Origin of the sequence: Empedobacter sp. GD03797 (genome assembly GCF_029842105.1) — a bacterium.
Taxonomy (GTDB): domain Bacteria; phylum Bacteroidota; class Bacteroidia; order Flavobacteriales; family Weeksellaceae; genus Empedobacter; species Empedobacter falsenii_C.
On sequence record NZ_JAOCFS010000003.1, the window covers coordinates 91,470 to 108,435 of the forward strand.

The 16,966-nt window shown below is 31.7% G+C and carries 16 protein-coding genes; 11 read left to right on the top strand and 5 right to left on the bottom strand.

The window, feature by feature from the left end:
* Positions 1 to 18 precede the first annotated feature (18 nt).
* The 5 genes from N5D90_RS03780 to N5D90_RS03800 all read left to right on the top strand — a co-directional run bounded on the left by N5D90_RS03780 (position 19) and on the right by N5D90_RS03800 (position 3,207).
* Complete coding sequence (locus N5D90_RS03780) at positions 19 to 915, top strand: J domain-containing protein (RefSeq protein ID WP_280061615.1); 897 nt, start codon at positions 19 to 21, stop codon at positions 913 to 915.
* A gap of 4 nt (positions 916 to 919) precedes the next feature.
* Positions 920 to 1,177 carry a chaperone modulator CbpM gene (locus N5D90_RS03785; protein ID WP_125349027.1) on the top strand — a complete coding sequence of 86 codons (258 nt, stop codon included), beginning with the start codon at positions 920 to 922 and terminating at the stop codon, positions 1,175 to 1,177.
* 67 nt (positions 1,178 to 1,244) lie between these two features.
* Positions 1,245 to 2,159: a 23S rRNA (adenine(1618)-N(6))-methyltransferase RlmF gene (rlmF, locus tag N5D90_RS03790; protein WP_114999549.1), complete on the top strand. Its 915-nt coding sequence runs from the start codon at positions 1,245 to 1,247 to the stop codon at positions 2,157 to 2,159.
* A gap of 111 nt (positions 2,160 to 2,270) precedes the next feature.
* The gene (locus N5D90_RS03795; protein WP_280061616.1) at positions 2,271 to 2,786 is read left to right on the top strand and encodes a c-type cytochrome; all 516 of its coding nucleotides are present in this window, start codon (positions 2,271 to 2,273) and stop codon (positions 2,784 to 2,786) included.
* Between the two features lie 67 nt (positions 2,787 to 2,853).
* Complete coding sequence (locus N5D90_RS03800; RefSeq protein ID WP_280061617.1) at positions 2,854 to 3,207, top strand: hypothetical protein; 354 nt, start codon at positions 2,854 to 2,856, stop codon at positions 3,205 to 3,207.
* Positions 3,208 to 3,273: 66 nt separating this feature from the next.
* Here the strand turns inward: N5D90_RS03800 and N5D90_RS03805 are convergent, their stop codons facing one another.
* Positions 3,274 to 4,353: a TerC family protein gene (locus N5D90_RS03805; protein ID WP_180904861.1), complete on the bottom strand. Its 1,080-nt coding sequence runs from the start codon at positions 4,351 to 4,353 to the stop codon at positions 3,274 to 3,276.
* Between the two features lie 111 nt (positions 4,354 to 4,464).
* Between N5D90_RS03805 and N5D90_RS03810 the strand changes: the two genes are divergently transcribed.
* From N5D90_RS03810 to N5D90_RS03835, 6 genes are all read left to right on the top strand, one after another.
* Positions 4,465 to 6,219 carry a glycoside hydrolase family 3 protein gene (locus tag N5D90_RS03810; protein WP_280061618.1) on the top strand — a complete coding sequence of 585 codons (1,755 nt, stop codon included), beginning with the start codon at positions 4,465 to 4,467 and terminating at the stop codon, positions 6,217 to 6,219.
* A gap of 44 nt (positions 6,220 to 6,263) precedes the next feature.
* Positions 6,264 to 7,346: a serine hydrolase gene (locus N5D90_RS03815; RefSeq protein ID WP_280061619.1), complete on the top strand. Its 1,083-nt coding sequence runs from the start codon at positions 6,264 to 6,266 to the stop codon at positions 7,344 to 7,346.
* A gap of 23 nt (positions 7,347 to 7,369) precedes the next feature.
* A complete protein-coding gene (gene bshA, locus N5D90_RS03820; RefSeq protein ID WP_038332343.1) occupies positions 7,370 to 8,506 on the top strand; it encodes an N-acetyl-alpha-D-glucosaminyl L-malate synthase BshA in 1,137 nt (378 codons plus the stop codon).
* Positions 8,507 to 8,551: 45 nt separating this feature from the next.
* Positions 8,552 to 9,160, top strand: a complete 609-nt coding sequence (locus tag N5D90_RS03825; protein ID WP_280061620.1) for a hypothetical protein — start codon at positions 8,552 to 8,554, stop codon at positions 9,158 to 9,160.
* A gap of 190 nt (positions 9,161 to 9,350) precedes the next feature.
* Positions 9,351 to 11,789: an endopeptidase La gene (gene lon, locus N5D90_RS03830; RefSeq protein ID WP_280061621.1), complete on the top strand. Its 2,439-nt coding sequence runs from the start codon at positions 9,351 to 9,353 to the stop codon at positions 11,787 to 11,789.
* Between the two features lie 87 nt (positions 11,790 to 11,876).
* Complete coding sequence (locus N5D90_RS03835; RefSeq protein WP_280061622.1) at positions 11,877 to 13,655, top strand: WG repeat-containing protein; 1,779 nt, start codon at positions 11,877 to 11,879, stop codon at positions 13,653 to 13,655.
* Positions 13,656 to 13,702: 47 nt separating this feature from the next.
* Here the strand turns inward: N5D90_RS03835 and N5D90_RS03840 are convergent, their stop codons facing one another.
* Genes N5D90_RS03840 through rlmD form a run of 4 tightly spaced genes read right to left on the bottom strand, consistent with a single transcriptional unit; the run spans position 13,703 to position 16,651 of the window.
* A complete protein-coding gene (locus N5D90_RS03840; protein WP_114999566.1) occupies positions 13,703 to 13,942 on the bottom strand; it encodes a hypothetical protein in 240 nt (79 codons plus the stop codon).
* Between the two features lie 15 nt (positions 13,943 to 13,957).
* Positions 13,958 to 14,644, bottom strand: coding sequence for a DUF6048 family protein (locus N5D90_RS03845; RefSeq protein WP_152606094.1), 687 nt, complete (start codon positions 14,642 to 14,644; stop codon positions 13,958 to 13,960).
* The gene (locus tag N5D90_RS03850; protein WP_114999568.1) at positions 14,598 to 15,215 is read right to left on the bottom strand and encodes a DUF6452 family protein; all 618 of its coding nucleotides are present in this window, start codon (positions 15,213 to 15,215) and stop codon (positions 14,598 to 14,600) included. Before N5D90_RS03850 ends, N5D90_RS03845 begins: the two co-directional genes overlap by 47 nt.
* 17 nt (positions 15,216 to 15,232) lie before the next feature.
* The gene (gene rlmD / locus N5D90_RS03855; RefSeq protein ID WP_114999571.1) at positions 15,233 to 16,651 is read right to left on the bottom strand and encodes a 23S rRNA (uracil(1939)-C(5))-methyltransferase RlmD; all 1,419 of its coding nucleotides are present in this window, start codon (positions 16,649 to 16,651) and stop codon (positions 15,233 to 15,235) included.
* Positions 16,652 to 16,966 lie beyond the last annotated feature (315 nt).

A 16,966-nucleotide genomic window follows, 5' to 3' on the forward strand; every position in this document is an offset into this window, starting at 1 on the left:
ACAAACTTATTAATTACTATGGCTTTTATAGATTATTATACAACATTAGGTCTGCAAAAGACCGCATCACAAGATGAGATAAAAAAAGCTTATCGGAAATTGGCGCGTAAGTATCATCCCGATCTTAATCCAAATAACGATGAAGCTGCACAGAAATTTAAAGAGTTAAATGAAGCAAACGAAGTGTTGAGCGATCCAGAAAAACGTAAAAAATACGATAAATACGGAGAAAATTGGCAACATGGTGAAGAATATGAGAAAGCTCGTCAGCAACAACAGCAACAATATCAATATAGTAATAGCGATTTTGATGGAGCTGAAGGTTTTGGTGATTTTGATGGCTATTCAGATTTTTTTAGTTCGATGTTTGGACGCGAAGGTAGAAGTAGATCAACAGGTTATAAAGGGCAAGACGTAAATGCCAGTTTGACACTAAATTTGACAGATACATTGACTTCGCATAAACAAACTTTTGCGGTGAATGGTAAAAATATTCGAATTACAATTCCTGCAGGAGTAGAAGATGGACAAACGATTAAGATAAAAGGTCACGGTGGAAAAGGTTATAACAATGGGCCAAATGGAGATTTGTATATCACATTTCATATAGAAAATAATACGTCGTTTGAGCTGAATGGAGCAGATTTATCTACAATTGTTGAGGTTGATTTATACGATGCAATTTTGGGTGGAGAAGCAATGGTTGACACACTTTCTGGAAAAGTAAAAGTTCCGATAAAAGAAGGAACAGAGAATAATAAAAAGGTAAAATTGAAAGGAAAAGGTTTACCAATTTATAAGAAAGATGATCAATTTGGAGATTTGTATGTTACATTTTCAGTAAAAACTCCAACTCATTTATCAGCAGAAGAGAAAGAATTATTCGAGAAATTACGTTCACTTAAAAAAGCTTAAAACCATGAAAAATGTAACGATATCTGTTATTCAGTTTAGTAAATATCATCAGATTGAACCTCAATTTGTGATTGATTTGTACAAAAATGATTTGGTTGTTTTGCATGAACGTAACCAAGAATATTTTATCGAAGAAAATGATTTGAAATTAATCGAACGATTTATTGAATTTCATTATAATTTGGGCGTTAATTTAGAAGGTTTAGAAGTGATTCATCATCTTTTGAAACAAATCGAAACGCTACAAAAACAATTAAAATAAACGAATTCAAAAACAACCTTTGCAGAAAACTGCAAAGGTTGTCTTATTTTTGCATAAATATTTTTGTATGGATACTCCCGAAAAGAAGAGTAAATTAAAAAAATTACATTCGCGCAATCGTCATTTAGCGCCTTATAATTTCGAAAAATTGTGTGCGATTTATTCGCCACTTTCCAAATATATCAAACCCAATAAAGAGAACGAACCAACGATTAATTTCTCGGATAGAGAAGCTGTAAAAGCGTTGAACAAAGCGTTGTTGAAAACATATTATGACATCGATTATTGGGAATTGCCAAAAGATAATTTGTGTCCGCCGATTCCTGGTCGCGCCGATTATATTCATTACGTTGCCGATATTTTGGGCGAAAGTTTTGATGGAGTAATTCCGCGTGGAAAAGATGTAAAAGTCTTGGACGTTGGTGTTGGTGCGAATTGTATTTATCCGATTATTGGAAATTACGAATACGATTGGAACTTTGTTGGTGCAGAGTTGGATTATGCTTCTTTCAAAAATGCGGAAGAAATTGTCAAGAAAAATGCTCGATTACGTAACAAAGTTGAGATTAGAATGCAATTTAATCCAAACAATATTTTCAAAAATATCATCAAACAAGGCGAAAAATTTGATATTACAATTTGCAATCCTCCATTTTTTAGATCAAATCAAGAAGTGATGGAGCAAACAATGCGCAAACTGAAAAACTTGGGTCAAAAATCTGATCAAAAACCAATTCAAAACTTTGGAGGAAATAATTCTGAGCTATGGTGTAGAGGAGGAGAGCGTCTGTTTATCACGAAAATGATAAAAGAAAGTGCAGACTATAAACATCAAGTAAAATGGTTTACAACATTGGTTTCTAAGAAAGAAAATGTTCGAATTTTAGAAGGAATTTTAAAACGTGAAAAAGTAAGAGATTACCGAATTGTAAATATGCAACAAGGGAATAAAATTTCGCGTTTATTAGTTTGGAGATTTTAATTGATTTATTTTTAATTCATTAAAGGTTTTATTTAAAATTATTCCAAATTTTTCTGAAGGGTTTATTCGGTTTAAGATTTGTTTTACCTTGTATAAACAAAATTATTACAAATGAAAACAAATAGAATAATGGCTTCTTTGGGAGTTTTAGCGTTGATGTTTAGTATCTTTTCGTTTACAAATTCTCGCCAAATTGACACAGGAAAAGCAATTTCAAGTTCAGAATGGAAAAACCTAAAAGTGTTACCACAAAACATTTCAGAAGATAGTTTGAAAGGTTTGATGCGCGGATATAATGCTGCTTTAGGTGTGAAATGTAATTTTTGCCACGCCGAAAATCCAGATACGAAAAAGATGGATTTTGCAAGTGATGCAAAAAAAGAAAAGGAATTTGCACGTCATATGATTGTGATGACACGTGATATAAACGCAAAAAATTTCAACTGGGAAAACTCAAAAAATCCAGAAATGATCAATGTTGTAACATGTGTAATGTGCCACAGAGGTAACGAAAGTCCTACAAAATCATTGATTGAGCCTGTAAACGTTGAGTTGAAAAACGTGAAAGATGTTGCAAAAGAAAAATTAGCTCCAGCATCTGGTTCAGCGAAAGTTGAGAAAAAATAAAGAATAGAAATATAAGCTCCATTTTTGGAGCTTTTTTTATAAATTTAAGCTTGTTAACATTATTGGTATGATTAAATTTTTATGCATTCTTGTTGCTTTATCGATATTTAGTTGTAATAAAACAGAAAGAAATATTCAAAATAACTCGGTTACAAAATCCGGTTCTAAAGACTTAATCGTAAAAAAATATTATCGTGGTTTTGGAAAGTATTCTCATCCATTAGATTTATATGATGAGTTTGAAATGAAAGATTCAACTAATGTTAAAAATGCTTATTATATTGGATATTATAGAGATAATAGATTAGTCAAAATTGAAAAATATCTTCATCAAAATTTTGAATATGGATTTATTTATAATTACAATGAAAATGGAGATCTAGAAAAAGTTATTAATTTACCAATAGAAGATAAAAAGTGAGATGTATAAAATTTAAAAAAGCCATTCGTAAGAATGGCTTTTTTAAATTTATTTCGAAGTAATAATCTACTCTTTAACCTCCGATTTATTCGAAATTAGCGACCAAATAATTGTTGTTAATAGAACTCCACCAATGATTGATAATGAAACTGTCGATTCGAAATGATAGAATGGCATAATAATCATTTTAATTCCGATAAAACTTAAAATAATCGCTAAACCGTAATGTAGTTTATTGAATTTATCCATTGAATTTGCCAACAAGAAATACAATGAACGTAGTCCTAAAATGGCAAAAATATTAGATGAATATAGAATAAATGGATCGTCTGGAGCAACGGCAAAAATAGCAGGAATACTATCTACAGCGAAAACTAAATCAGTTACTTCAATTACCATTAAAGCTACAAAAAGAGGTGTTGCCATTTTAATTCCGTTTTGTACAGAAAAGAATTTATCTCCATCAAAATTTGGTGTAACCTTAAAGAATTTGTGTACTAATTTAACACCAAAATTCTGCGATAAATCTTGATTTTCATCATCGTCACTTGATTTCCAAGATTTGATTCCAGCAACGATTAAGAAGAATCCGAACAGTGTTAAAACGACATTTGGACGGAAGAATTGTTTTGCTGCAAAATTTGCATGAGTCGCTTCATCACCAAGATTAAAGTGCCAATCTCCAATTGAAAAAGCTGGTAAATAAGTCATTTTAATTAATTCAACTCCTGCAAAAATAAAGATTGCTCTAAAAAGAAGAGCACCTAAAATTCCCCAAAAAAGGACTTTATGTTGATATTCTTTTGGAATTTTAAAGAATCCAAAAACGAGGATGAAGACGAATAAATTATCCACGGATAAGGCTTTTTCTATCCAATATGCTGCCTGAAATTGCGAAAATTTATTGATGGCAAATGCATGTCCATCTGCTTCTTTAAAAACGAAATAAATTACACCACTAAAAATCATCGCCAAGGAAATCCAAACGACAGTCCAAGTAAGCGCTTCTTTGTTCGAAACTGCGTGCGCATTTTTATTAAAAACACCCAAATCAAGCAGCAACATAATAATTACTGCAACCCCAAAAACAGTTATTAGTCCAGGATGATTCAACATGCTATCCTGTACAACACTGAAAATACTCATATAAATTTATTTAATTTGACAATTTACTATAAATTTACCAATCCTAACTCGATTGGCCTTTAAAAAATGTTTCTAAAAAAGAAAAAACAAGCAAAATTAATTTATTCCGGAATGAAAAGAGTAATCGCATACGTATTCTTAACAATTATTTTACCTATAGCTTCGAAAGCGCAACACGTTTCGCCATTGTACAAAGATTCTATTCAGATGAAATGGGTGGATGAAAAGTACAATTCTATGTCGTTGGAAGAGAAAGTAGGTCAGTTATTTATCGTTGCAGCCTATACAAACAGAGATGCGGTGCATGAGAATGATATTCAAAAATTAATTGAAGAAGAACATATCGGAGGATTAATTTTTATGCAAGATCAAGCGGCTCATCAAATTGAGTTGTCAAATAAATTTCAATCGATTTCTAAAATTCCATTGTTAATTGGTATGGATGCAGAATGGGGGTTGGCAATGAGATTGAAAGGAGTGGAGCGTTTTCCTTGGAATATGACGCTTGGTGCTTTGCGTGATAATAAATTGGTGTATCAAGTTGGGAAACAAATTGGTGTACAAGCGAACAGAATGGGCGTTCAATTTAATTTTTCGCCTTCGGTTGATGTCAATGTTAATCCAAATAATCCAATCATTGGGAATCGTTCTTTTGGTTCAAATCCTAATCGCGTTGCAGAAAAAGGAATTGCTTATATGGATGGAATGCGTGAGCAAAATGTGTTATCGTCTGCAAAACATTTTCCTGGACATGGAAATACGGATCAAGATTCGCACAAGGTTTTGCCTTTGATTCCAGATAACAAAGCAGATTTAGAGAAATATCACATTGCACCTTTTAAGAAAATGATTGAGGCAGGTGTGCAGTCAATTATGGTGGCGCATCTAAATGTTCCAGCTTTAGAACCAGATCCAAAAATGCCTTCGACGTTGTCAAAAAATATCATTACAGATTATTTGAAAGGCGAGTTACAATTCAAAGGAATTGTGATTACAGATGCCTTGAATATGGATGGTGTAGCAAAAATGTTTCCTGCTGGTGATGTAGATTACAGAGCGTTTGTGGCTGGAAATGATATTTTGTTGTTTTCTCAAAATGTACACGTTGGGAAACAAAAAATTATTGATGCAATAAATAAAGGTCAGATTTCTGAAGCACGTTTAGAAGAAAGTGTGAAGAAAATTTTGATGGCGAAATATATCACAGGATTAAATGAAATTAAAACGTTAAATCCTACAAATGTGTTAGAAGATTTAAATTCTGCCGAAAATTTAGCATTAACAACTAAAATTTTTGAGAAAGCTTCAACTGTGGTTAAAAATCAACACAATGTTTTACCAATCAAAAAAATAAATCAAAAAATAGCGTTTGTCTCATTGGAACAAACTGATTATGATCAATTTTTGACACATTTACAAAAATATACAAATGTTGAGTTAGTAAAAATTTCAAATCCAAATCAAATCAATTTACTAAATGATTATGATGTTGTTATTGCTGGGGCATTTTTGTCAAACGAAACAGTTTACAAACCTTATAAATTGTCTGCAAATTCGAAAGCTATATTGAATGCATTGCCAAAAGACAAAAAGAAAATCTTTTCATTGTTTACAAGTCCTTATGGATTGAAAGATCTTGATTTATCAAATTTAGATGCCGTTACGGTTCATTATCAAAATACGAAAGATGCGCAAGCAGCAGCAGCACAAATTATTTTTGGAGCAATTGATGCTGAAGGTACTTTTCCTGTAGATATCAATCAAAATTTGAAAGAAGGTCAAGGAATTGTAACAAAACATATCAATCGTTTAGGGTTTACAGCGCCTGAAAATGTAAGTTTAGGAAAAAAAAACTCTCAGAAATAGATAGACTTGCCGAAGAAGCAATAGCAAATCGTTACACGCCTGGAATGCAAATTTTAGTTGCGAAAGATGGAAAAATCGTGTACGACAAAAGCTTTGGAACACAAGATAAAAATTCTTCAAAAAAAGTGAAGTGGACAGATTTGTATGATGTTGCTTCTGTAACAAAGGTGACGGCAACGTTGCCTTTGTTGATGTTGGGGGTCGGCGAAGGAAAGTTAAACCTCGATCAAACAATTGGTGAAATTGATACCGATGCTAAGAATACGAACAAATCTTCTTTAAAAGTTCGTGAAATTTTAGCACATCAAGCTGGTCTTAAACCTTGGATTGGCTTTTACAACGAAACGGTTAATGTGAAAAACGCGCGTCTTTATTTGGATTTCTATTCACGTAAACAAGATGAGGAACATCAAATAAAAGTAACGGATAATATTTACATCATCAATTCGATAAAAGATACGATTTATGAAGATATTTATAAATCTTCTTTAAGTCGTAAATCATATGAATATTCAGATTTGGGTTATTATATTTTCAAAAAGAAATTAGAAAAAGATTTTGGGAAAGATCTGAATCAACTGACACAAGAGAAATTTTATCAATCATTGGGAATGTATCGCACAACGTTCAATCCAAAAGAAAAATTTAGTTTAGAAGATATTATTCCAACCGAATACGACAAAACATATAGAAATCAATTGATACATGGTTTTGTACACGATCAAGGCGCTGCGATGATGGGCGGAATTGCTGGTCATGCTGGTTTATTTTCCAATTCGATTGATTTAGCAAAATTGATGCAAATGTATTTGAATGGAGGCGAATATGGTGATGAGGTTTATTTGAAGCCAGAAACGGTGGCGGAATTTACCAAACAACAATTCAAAGGCAATCATCGTGGAGCTGGTTTTGATAAAATGCAAACAACGTCTAAAATAGGTCCATCAGTCGAAAGTTTTGGTCATACAGGTTTTACAGGAACAATGGTTTGGGCTGATCCTAAATATAATATAGTGTATATTTTTCTTTCGAATCGTGTGAATGAAACAGTCGAGCCAAATTATCTTTCCATTAAAAAAGTGCGAGAAAATATTCGACAAGTAATTTATGAAGCAATTTTACCTTAAATTTGTCTAAATAAAAATCGCGAATGAAAATAGGAATTGTATGCTACCCAACTTACGGAGGAAGTGGAATTGTGGCAACAGAACTGGGAATGGATTTAGCAGAAAAAGGTCATGAAGTACATTTTTTTAGCACAAATGTTCCTGCGAGATTAAACATCAAATTACCAAATATATACTTTCATCGAATTCATGTCGAAACGTATCCATTGTTCCAATATCAGCCATACGATTTGGCATTGAGCACAATTTTGTATGATAAAGTTTTGCATTACGAATTAGATTTGGTGCATGTACATTATGCGATTCCGCATGCGTATGCAGCGTATTTTACGAAGCAAATGTTGGCGCGAAAAGGGTATAAATTACCAATTGTAACAACATTGCACGGAACGGATATTACGTTGGTAGGGAAACATCCTGTGTATAAAACGGCTGTTGAATTTTCGATCAACGAATCGGATGCCGTAACATCGGTTTCCGAAAGTTTGAAACAAGATACTTTATGTGCATTTGACATTACAAATGAGATAGAAGTTGTCCCAAACTTTATTGATAACGATCAATATTTACCAGAGAAATGTGTGTGTTGTCGTGATAATTTTGCGCAACCAAAAGAGAAAGTGATTTTACACACTTCAAACTTGAGAAAGGTAAAACGCATTGAAGATGTAATTGGAACGTTTAATTTGATTCAGAAACAAATACCATCTAAATTGATTATTGCTGGAGAAGGACCTGAGTGGGATATGGCAGATCAAATGATTCAAGAATTTGGAATTCAAGATAAAGTGAAAAGTCTTGGAATGGTAAGTGATTTGAATGATGTTTTGAAAGCCGCAGATTTATTTCTTTTACCATCCGAACAAGAAAGTTTTGGTTTGGCAGCGCTTGAAGCTATGGCAGCAAGTGTTCCGGTTATTTCGTCGAATGCAGGCGGAATTCCAGAAGTAAATGTTGATGGACTTACTGGTTTTGTTTGTCCTGTAGGAGATATCGAAATGATGGCAGAAAAGGCAATCTATATCTTAGAAGACGATAAGCGTTTGGCAGAGTTTAGTCATCAAGCAAAAGAACAAGCGATACGATTTGATAAAACGAATATTCTTCCACAATACGAAGAACTTTATCGCAAAGTCATCGCAAAATCTAAAATCGGGTAAATCCCGATTTTTTTTATATTTTTAAGTTTTAAACCAACTCAATCTATGTTGTCAAAAGTCACTTTTCCTAATCCATTTGGATTTTCAAAACCTACAAAAGAAGAAATTCAATCATTGCAAAAGAAGTATAATTTTTCTGATGAATATGCGACTTTTTTATTAGAACAAAATGGATTTAATGATTTACTCTTTTTTGATGCCGATTATAACAATTTTACCGCGAATTATACTGGCGAAGAACCTTGGCAAATGTTTGGAGGCTTATATGGCTTGAATTCTAATTCAGATTATTATGATTTGATAGAAGCGCAAGCCTATACTATTTTCGAATCTATATTTTTCAAAATTGGAACAGATCCTGGAGGAAACGAATTTGTTGAGGTTTTACAAGGCGATAAAAAAGGTTGGATTGGTTGCATCGATCACGATTTATATATCACGCATGAAACGTTAAATTCATTTCTAGAAAAAGTTGAAGAAGAAACAGATTACAAAGATTTGAACCAATTATCGCTTGAAGAATTGACCGAAATTTTAATTTCTGAAGATTTTGGAATGATGAATTTTCATGCAAAATCAATGAACGAATTTCTTGCAAATTGTTTTATAATTAAAGATCAAACTATCTTGATAAAAGATTTAGAAGCAAAATAATTATTTATCCTCATTATAAACCTTTATTGAAAAACTGACAATATATTTTATTGGCACAACGTTTGTCTTATTAATACTCGCTTTTCTAAACGCTTCAAACAAGAACTATATCGTAGTTTTTTTTGAAATTATGAAAAGCTTTCGTCAGTTAAAAATAGTTTTACTGACACTTTGAACGTACAAAAAAATTATGAACATAGACAATTTGTCATTAGCACAAGTAATGGAAGAAGAAATCGAATTAATTCCTTTGATGAGTAAAGACGAAGAAAGTAAGCTAAATAAGCAAGATATTTCTTCGGTATTGCCTATTTTATCGTTAAGAAATACTGTCTTATTTCCGGGTGTGGTTGCGCCAATTACCGCGGGTAGAGATAAATCTATACAACTTTTAACACAAGCTTACAAAGAAGATCGCATTATTGGTGTGCTTTCACAAAAAGAAATTGCTGTGGAAGATCCTACACAAGACGATTTGTATACAGTTGGTACAGTTGCGAAAATCATGCGAATGATAAAGTTGCCAGATGGAAACATTACGGTGATTTTACAAGGTATGAAACGCTTCAAAGTCAAAGAATTTGTTTCAAATGATCCTTATTTCAAGGCAGAAGTAGAAATTTTGACAGAAAAAGTTCCGACATCACGCAACAAAGAATATCCAATTATTATTGAATCAATTCGTGATTTAGCTTTTCAGATTGTAGAAGAAAATCCAATGTTGCCTTCGGAAGCTGCAGGAGCTATAAAAAGTATTGAAAGTAATACGTTTTTAATCAACTTTGTCGCGTCTAATTTGACGTTGAGTTTAGATGAAAAACAGTTATTGTTAGAGATTTCTGATATGAAACTTCGCGCAATGGAAGTGATGCGTTTTATGAATGTTGAACTTCAGAAATTGGAGTTGAAAAATACGATTCAGAATAAAGTTCGCAAAGAATTAGATCAACAACAAAAAGAATATTTCTTAAATCAACAAATCAAATCGATTCAAGAAGAGTTAGGAGGAAATTCGACTGAAGAAGAAATCAATGAAATGCGCAAACGTGCTTTAACGAAAAGTTGGAGCGAAGAAGTAGCGAATCATTTTGATAAAGAAATCAACCGTCTTTCTCGTCTAAATCCGCAAATGCCAGAACATAATATTCAGCGCAATTACCTTGAATTTATGTTGGATTTACCTTGGAATACCTTAACGAAAGATAACTTTGATATCAAGAATGCAAAGAAAATTTTAGATCATGATCATTATGGTTTAGAAGATGTGAAAGAACGTATTTTGGAGCATCTTGCAGTCTTGAAATTGAAAGGAGATATGCGTTCGCCAATTCTTTGTTTATATGGACCTCCGGGTGTTGGTAAAACATCGTTAGGGAAATCTATTTCAGAAGCGATTGGACGCAAATATGTGCGTATGTCGTTGGGTGGTTTACATGATGAATCAGAAATTCGCGGTCACCGTAAAACCTATATAGGAGCGATGCCAGGACGTATTTTACAATCAATCAAAAAATCAGAATCTTCGAATCCAGTTTTTGTTTTAGATGAGATTGATAAAATGACAGCGAGTGCGCATGGAGATCCTTCATCAGCAATGTTAGAGGTTTTAGATCCTGAGCAAAATTCAACTTTTTATGACAATTTCTTAGAAATTGGTTATGATTTGTCGAAAGTATTTTTCATTGCGACAGCCAATAATATAGGAGATATTCCAAGTCCGTTGCGCGATCGTATGGAGATGATTAATATTGCAGGTTATACAATCGAGGAAAAATCTGAAATCGTAAAACGTCACCTTTTACCAAAACAATTAACAGAACATGGCTTGAAAGAGAAAGATGTTGTGTTAGGTAAAAAAGAAATAGAATATTTAATTACGGGTTATACACGCGAATCTGGTGTTCGTAAATTGAATCAGAAAGTTGCGAAATTAGTTCGTTCGGCTGCAAAACATATTGCGTTGGAAGAAGAATTTAATACTAAATATTCAATCGAAGATATTTCGAAAATCTTAGGACCTTCTATTACACCAGATCAATATGAGAACAACGAAGTTCCGGGTGTTGTGGTTGGTTTAGCTTGGACAAGTGTTGGAGGAGATATTTTATTTATCGAATCTATTTTATCAAAAGCGAAAAATGGTGGACTTTCGATTACAGGAAACCTTGGAACTGTGATGAAAGAATCTGCGACAATTGCGTTAGAATATATCAAAGCGCATGCGGACGAATTAGGTATCAAACCAGAAGTTTTCGAGAATTATAAAGTTCATATTCACGTGCCAGAAGGTGCAACACCAAAAGATGGACCATCTGCCGGAATTACAATGTTGACATCCTTGGTTTCGTCTTTTACACAACGTAAAGTGAAAGCAAAATTGGCGATGACAGGTGAAATCACACTTCGTGGAAAAGTATTGCCAGTTGGTGGAATTAAAGAGAAAATTTTGGCAGCAAAACGTGCAAATATCAAAGAGATTATTTTGTGCGAAGATAACCGAAAAGATATCGAAGAAATTAAAGCAGAATATGTAAAAGGAATGACTTTCCATTTTGTAAAAGAAATGAAAGAAGTTTTGGAAATCGCTTTAACAAATCAAAAAGTAAAAGGAGCAAAGGTTTTGGATTAATCTGAAATCTTCTCAAAACAAAAAAAAGGAACTCAATTAGAGTTCCTTTTTTTATTGTATATTAATCAAAGAATTAATACTTCGAATATGCGTGTAGCTTTATTATTTATCTTAATATTCTTATCTGAACTTTGTTTGTCTCAAGTACAAAATAAAACGGAGATTTATTCAAGAATTTCTGAAAATGATTATTGGGGTTATGTTGATAACAGAACAAAAGAAATAAAAATTCCACTTGGTAAATATAAATTTATGAATCCTCTAGATCAAGAAAATATGATTCTTGCTAAGAAAGATGATAAAGAAGGTTATATTGATATTAATGATAATATTTTAATACCTTTTATTTACAATGATCTAAGTGTTTTTTCTGATAATGGTTTAGCAATTGCTCAAATTAAAGATAAGTTTGGTGCAATAAATAGAAAAGGAGAGGTTTTAATTCCATTTATTTATGATCGATTAAATTATTTTTACAAATCAGGTTTATCGAAAATTGTTAAAAATGGAAAATATGGATTTGTAGACAAAACAGGAAAAGAAGTTGTTTCTCCTATTTATAATTCTGTTGATCAATCTATGAATGATAGTATTTTATTTGTAAAGAATAAGGAAGAATGGGCAATTTTTAATAATGAAGGAAAACAATTAACTGATTATATATTTGATAATCATGCAGAGGAGGTTATTGTGAAACCTAAGAATAGTTTTGGAAATGGAACTACATATTTTATAGATGGTTCTATGAAATTATCGAAGAATGGTAAAATTGGGTTTTTAGATAAGAATTTAAAAGAAGTATTAGAGTTTGGAAAATATGATAATGTTTTAATTTTCAATCAAAAAGGTTTAGCAATAGTTGAAGATAAATCTAAATATGGAATTATAAATTCTAAAGGACAAATTGCTTTAGATATTATTTATGATTCAATTTCAAATGATGGACTTTATGGAAATAAATTAGAAACTTTTGTTATCAAAAAGGATGGTAAATTAAAATTACTTTCCGAAGATTTAATTTCAATTTCTGGTGACAAATGGTTGAAAAGTATAAATTTTCGAGAAGCTGTTGTAGAAAATGATCAATATATTTTATTGTTTGAAGTCGAAGACTTTAATAAGAAAAAAGGAATATTAACTTCTGATGGACGAGAATTGGTGAAAATAGAAAACGAAGACGTTTTTTTAGTAAATGAAAATAAAATTGCTGTAATAAAAAAGAATAAAAAGATTTATTTGTTCAATATTATTCAAAAAACACTTTCAAATACTGAGTTTACAAATTACTATCATTCAACTGATGAGGGATTTATTATTTTAAAAAAGAATAAATTATTTGGAGTTGTTGATACTTTGGGAATTACTAAAATTCCACCAATTTATGGAGCAATAGAAGCTGTCTATAATAGACAAAATAATTTTATCGTTAAAAAAAATAAGAAATTTGGAATTATAGATATTAATCAAAAAATAATTGTTCCAATAGAATATTCTTCTATTTCTAATTGGGTAGAATATGGACCTAAAGAACATATTGTTACTAAAAATGGTTTATCTGGTTTGATAACGCGAGAAGGTCAGATTTCAATACCTTGTATTTACAAAGATTTTAGTTATGCAAACGGCTACTTTTTTGTGAGCCAAAGAGGGAAATTCGGAGCTGTAGATAAGTTGAATAATCAGTTAATTCCATTTGAATATGATGAATTGAAATTTAATTGGAGTGATTTTTATTTTAATTATGAGAATAAACCAATTACTATAGCTGTTATAAAAAAAGGAGAGAGAATGTTAATTGATCTGAAAAATAATATAATTAAAACGAATTTATCTCAAGAAGAATGGGATAAGTTTGGATTGTATTAGCCAAAAAGGAACTCAATTAGAGTTCCTTTTTTAGTTTGTATATAAATCTATAACCAAACAAATTTTTTAGCCTTTTCACTTTCAGGATCAAACCATTTATCACTTATTTCTTGAAAAATTGGTTTTCTATTTTGATCTATTTTGATTTGAATCAAATCTCCAATAGGTGCTCCATGTAAATATCTTAATCGGCCTAAAGAATCGAATTTTATTTTGTTATCATGAAGTAACTTTTCATATTTTGGAAAAAGAGAAATGTTATCTTTTGTTATTCTAATTTGATTCATAACAAAGTTTTAATCTTACTTTATCTTATAAGAAATTCCCCAAAAAACGGGCATATTAAAAGGACCGCTGTATTTTCCGTAACCAGGAATGACTAAAGGATCAATTCCTTGATCTTTTTTACCACCAATATAAGCTGCAGGATGCAAGGCTAATTCACCATAAAAATTCTTGAAAATCTCTACACGTCCACCAACCACAGCTTCTATCCAATAACTGCTTACATTCGCTTTTGGCAAACTTCCTGTTCCTGTAATCTCATTAGATTGTAAATCTCTAATCGGATAACTATTAATGGTTTGCGAATATTTAGAATACGCAATTCGTCCACCAATGTAAATTCCGTTCGATTGATTTTCTACATCTTGCGTTATAAACCAGTTTGCACCAAGTTTTGCAAAAACGCCGTCAACATCAACATTCCAATTGATTTCATCGAACTTATTTTTCTCGAAACCAGCTTCTACAACAGCATGCCACTTATTATTGATTTGATAAGAAGCATAAGCACTAACACCTTTTTTATCGTTGAAAGCAGAAACAATCGGATTGAAAACATCTACACCGATAAAAATATCATGGTGTTTTTTCTTTGGAATAGAATCTGTAACGGAAACTTTTGTCGAATCAGTTTTATTTTCTTGACCAAATGCAAAACTAATTGCGCTCGTTAGCAAAAAGCTTAATAACAGTTGTCGAACCATCTTTAATTTCAGTATTTACAGTTTCTATTTTCTTTATCCAATTTCCAGCTCCATTTGCAGTTTTCGTCACCAATTTTACATCAACTCCTTTAAAAGTTAATCCAAAACCACAAGCTTTAGAAGTATAGCCATTTCCAAGTGTATCGTATTTTAAAATCAATCGATCACGTTTTGCAAGGATTGTTCTGATGACTTTACCCGTTATAGAATCTTTTACATCTATATCTGGACCTTGCGCTATAGTATAATAAATTTCTTTTTTTGAATTATTACGCAAAGCAATTCCGAAACTCGTTTTTCCTAAAGCAGAATTTTTTTCGATTAAGACAGTATCTTTACTCGTTCCTGTAGCTTCTCTAATTCCTTTCGTAATCGAATCATTATATACATACGCCCAATAATAAATCGAATCTTCTAAAGGAACATTTGTTCCATCATAATACATATCAGCAACCATGCGAGGAACATCACCTTCGTCGGTACAAATATCATCGTCTTCGCAACTATAAAATGCTAAAGAAATTATAGAAGCGAAAATTGAATAAGCCAGAAAACGTTGAATATTTTTCATTTTTTTTTGATTGAATTTTAAATTCGCTCTAAAAGTACAATATTTTCGACATGATGCGTTTGTGGAAACATATCAACTGGCTGAACTTTAACAATTTTATAGTGATCTTTCATCAATTCTAAATCGCGCGCTTGTGTAGCAGAGTTACACGAAACGTAAACAACACGTTTAGGATTCATGAACAAAATATTTTCAACTACTTTTTTATGCATTCCATCACGTGGAGGATCAGTAATAATTACATCTGGAATTCCGTGTTCGTTGATAAAATCTTGATTCAATACATCTTTCATATCACCACAATAGAAATCACAATTATCAATTCCATTGAATTTTGCTGCCGCTTTTGCCGCATCAATAGCTTCTTGAACAGATTCTACACCAACTACTTTTTTCGCTTTTTTCGAAACGAATTGCGCAATTGTTCCAGTTCCTGTATATAAATCGTACACTAATTCATTTCCAGTTAAACCTGCAAAATCACGTGTTAATTTATATAATTCGTACGCTTGTTCTGGATTGGTTTGATAGAAAGATTTTGGACCAATTTTAAAGTTCAAATCTTCCATCTTTTCCATAATATGATCATCTCCAGCAAAAATTTCGATATCTAAATCATAAACAGAATCGTTTTGTTTTGGATTGATTGCATACAATAATGAAGTGATTTCTGGGAATTTATCTTTCAAGTTTTGTAAGAAAGCCTCACGATTTTCTTTTTCTTCACGGAAAAATTGAACCAAAACCATTACTTGTCCATTCTGAGAAGTACGAATCATTAATGTTCTTAATAAACCTTCTTGATTTTTTAAATCGAAGAAATCTAAGTTATGTTCTAATGCAAAACGTTTTGCTTCAACACGAATCGCATTCGAAGGATCACGTTGTAAGTGACATTTTGTAACATCCAAAACTTTAGACCAAGCACCAGGAATATGGAATCCAACTACGTCACGGTCGTCAAATTCTTTCCCAGACTGAATTTCTTCTAACGTTAACCAACGTGCATTAGAAAAAGTAAATTCTAATTTATTACGGTAAAAATATTGTTCTTTAGAACCTAAAATTGGAACAATTTCAGCATCTAGATCTTTGAAACCTCCGATACGAACCAAATTGTTAACCACTTCGTCGTGTTTAAATTTAAGTTGAGCATCATAGCTCATATCTTGCCATTTACAACCACCGCAAACACCAAAATGCTCACATTCTGGCTGAACACGATAAGGAGATTTTGTGTGAATTTCGATTGCTTGTCCCTCTAAATAGCTGCTTTTTTTCTTCAAAATGTGTACATCTACAACGTCTCCTGGAATCGCACCTTTTATCAGAACCGTTTTTCCTTCCTCTGTTTTACCAACTGATACACCTTTTGCACCAGCACGTAAAACTTCTATATTATTTAATATGATTTTTTGTTTCGCTTTTCTTGACATTTTGCAAAGGTAAGGAAGTCGTCGAAATATTCAATTTTTTATCTTTTTTTGGAATCAATCTTTGTATTTTAAATAATATTTTTATTTTTACAATATAAAATCTATCGGTTTTATAGGTTATTATTTTGTTTGATAAATTTATTTAGAATAATTTTCATAAAATAGTTTAAAAAATAGGTTTGTTATTTAAATTATTCTCTTAATTATATTTGTTTAGAAAAATAATATAATTTTGAAATCAGAAATAAAACAAGAAAAAATGAAAAATTTAGTATTTAATATGTCAATGTATATGTGCCACTCGTTAAAAGAGGA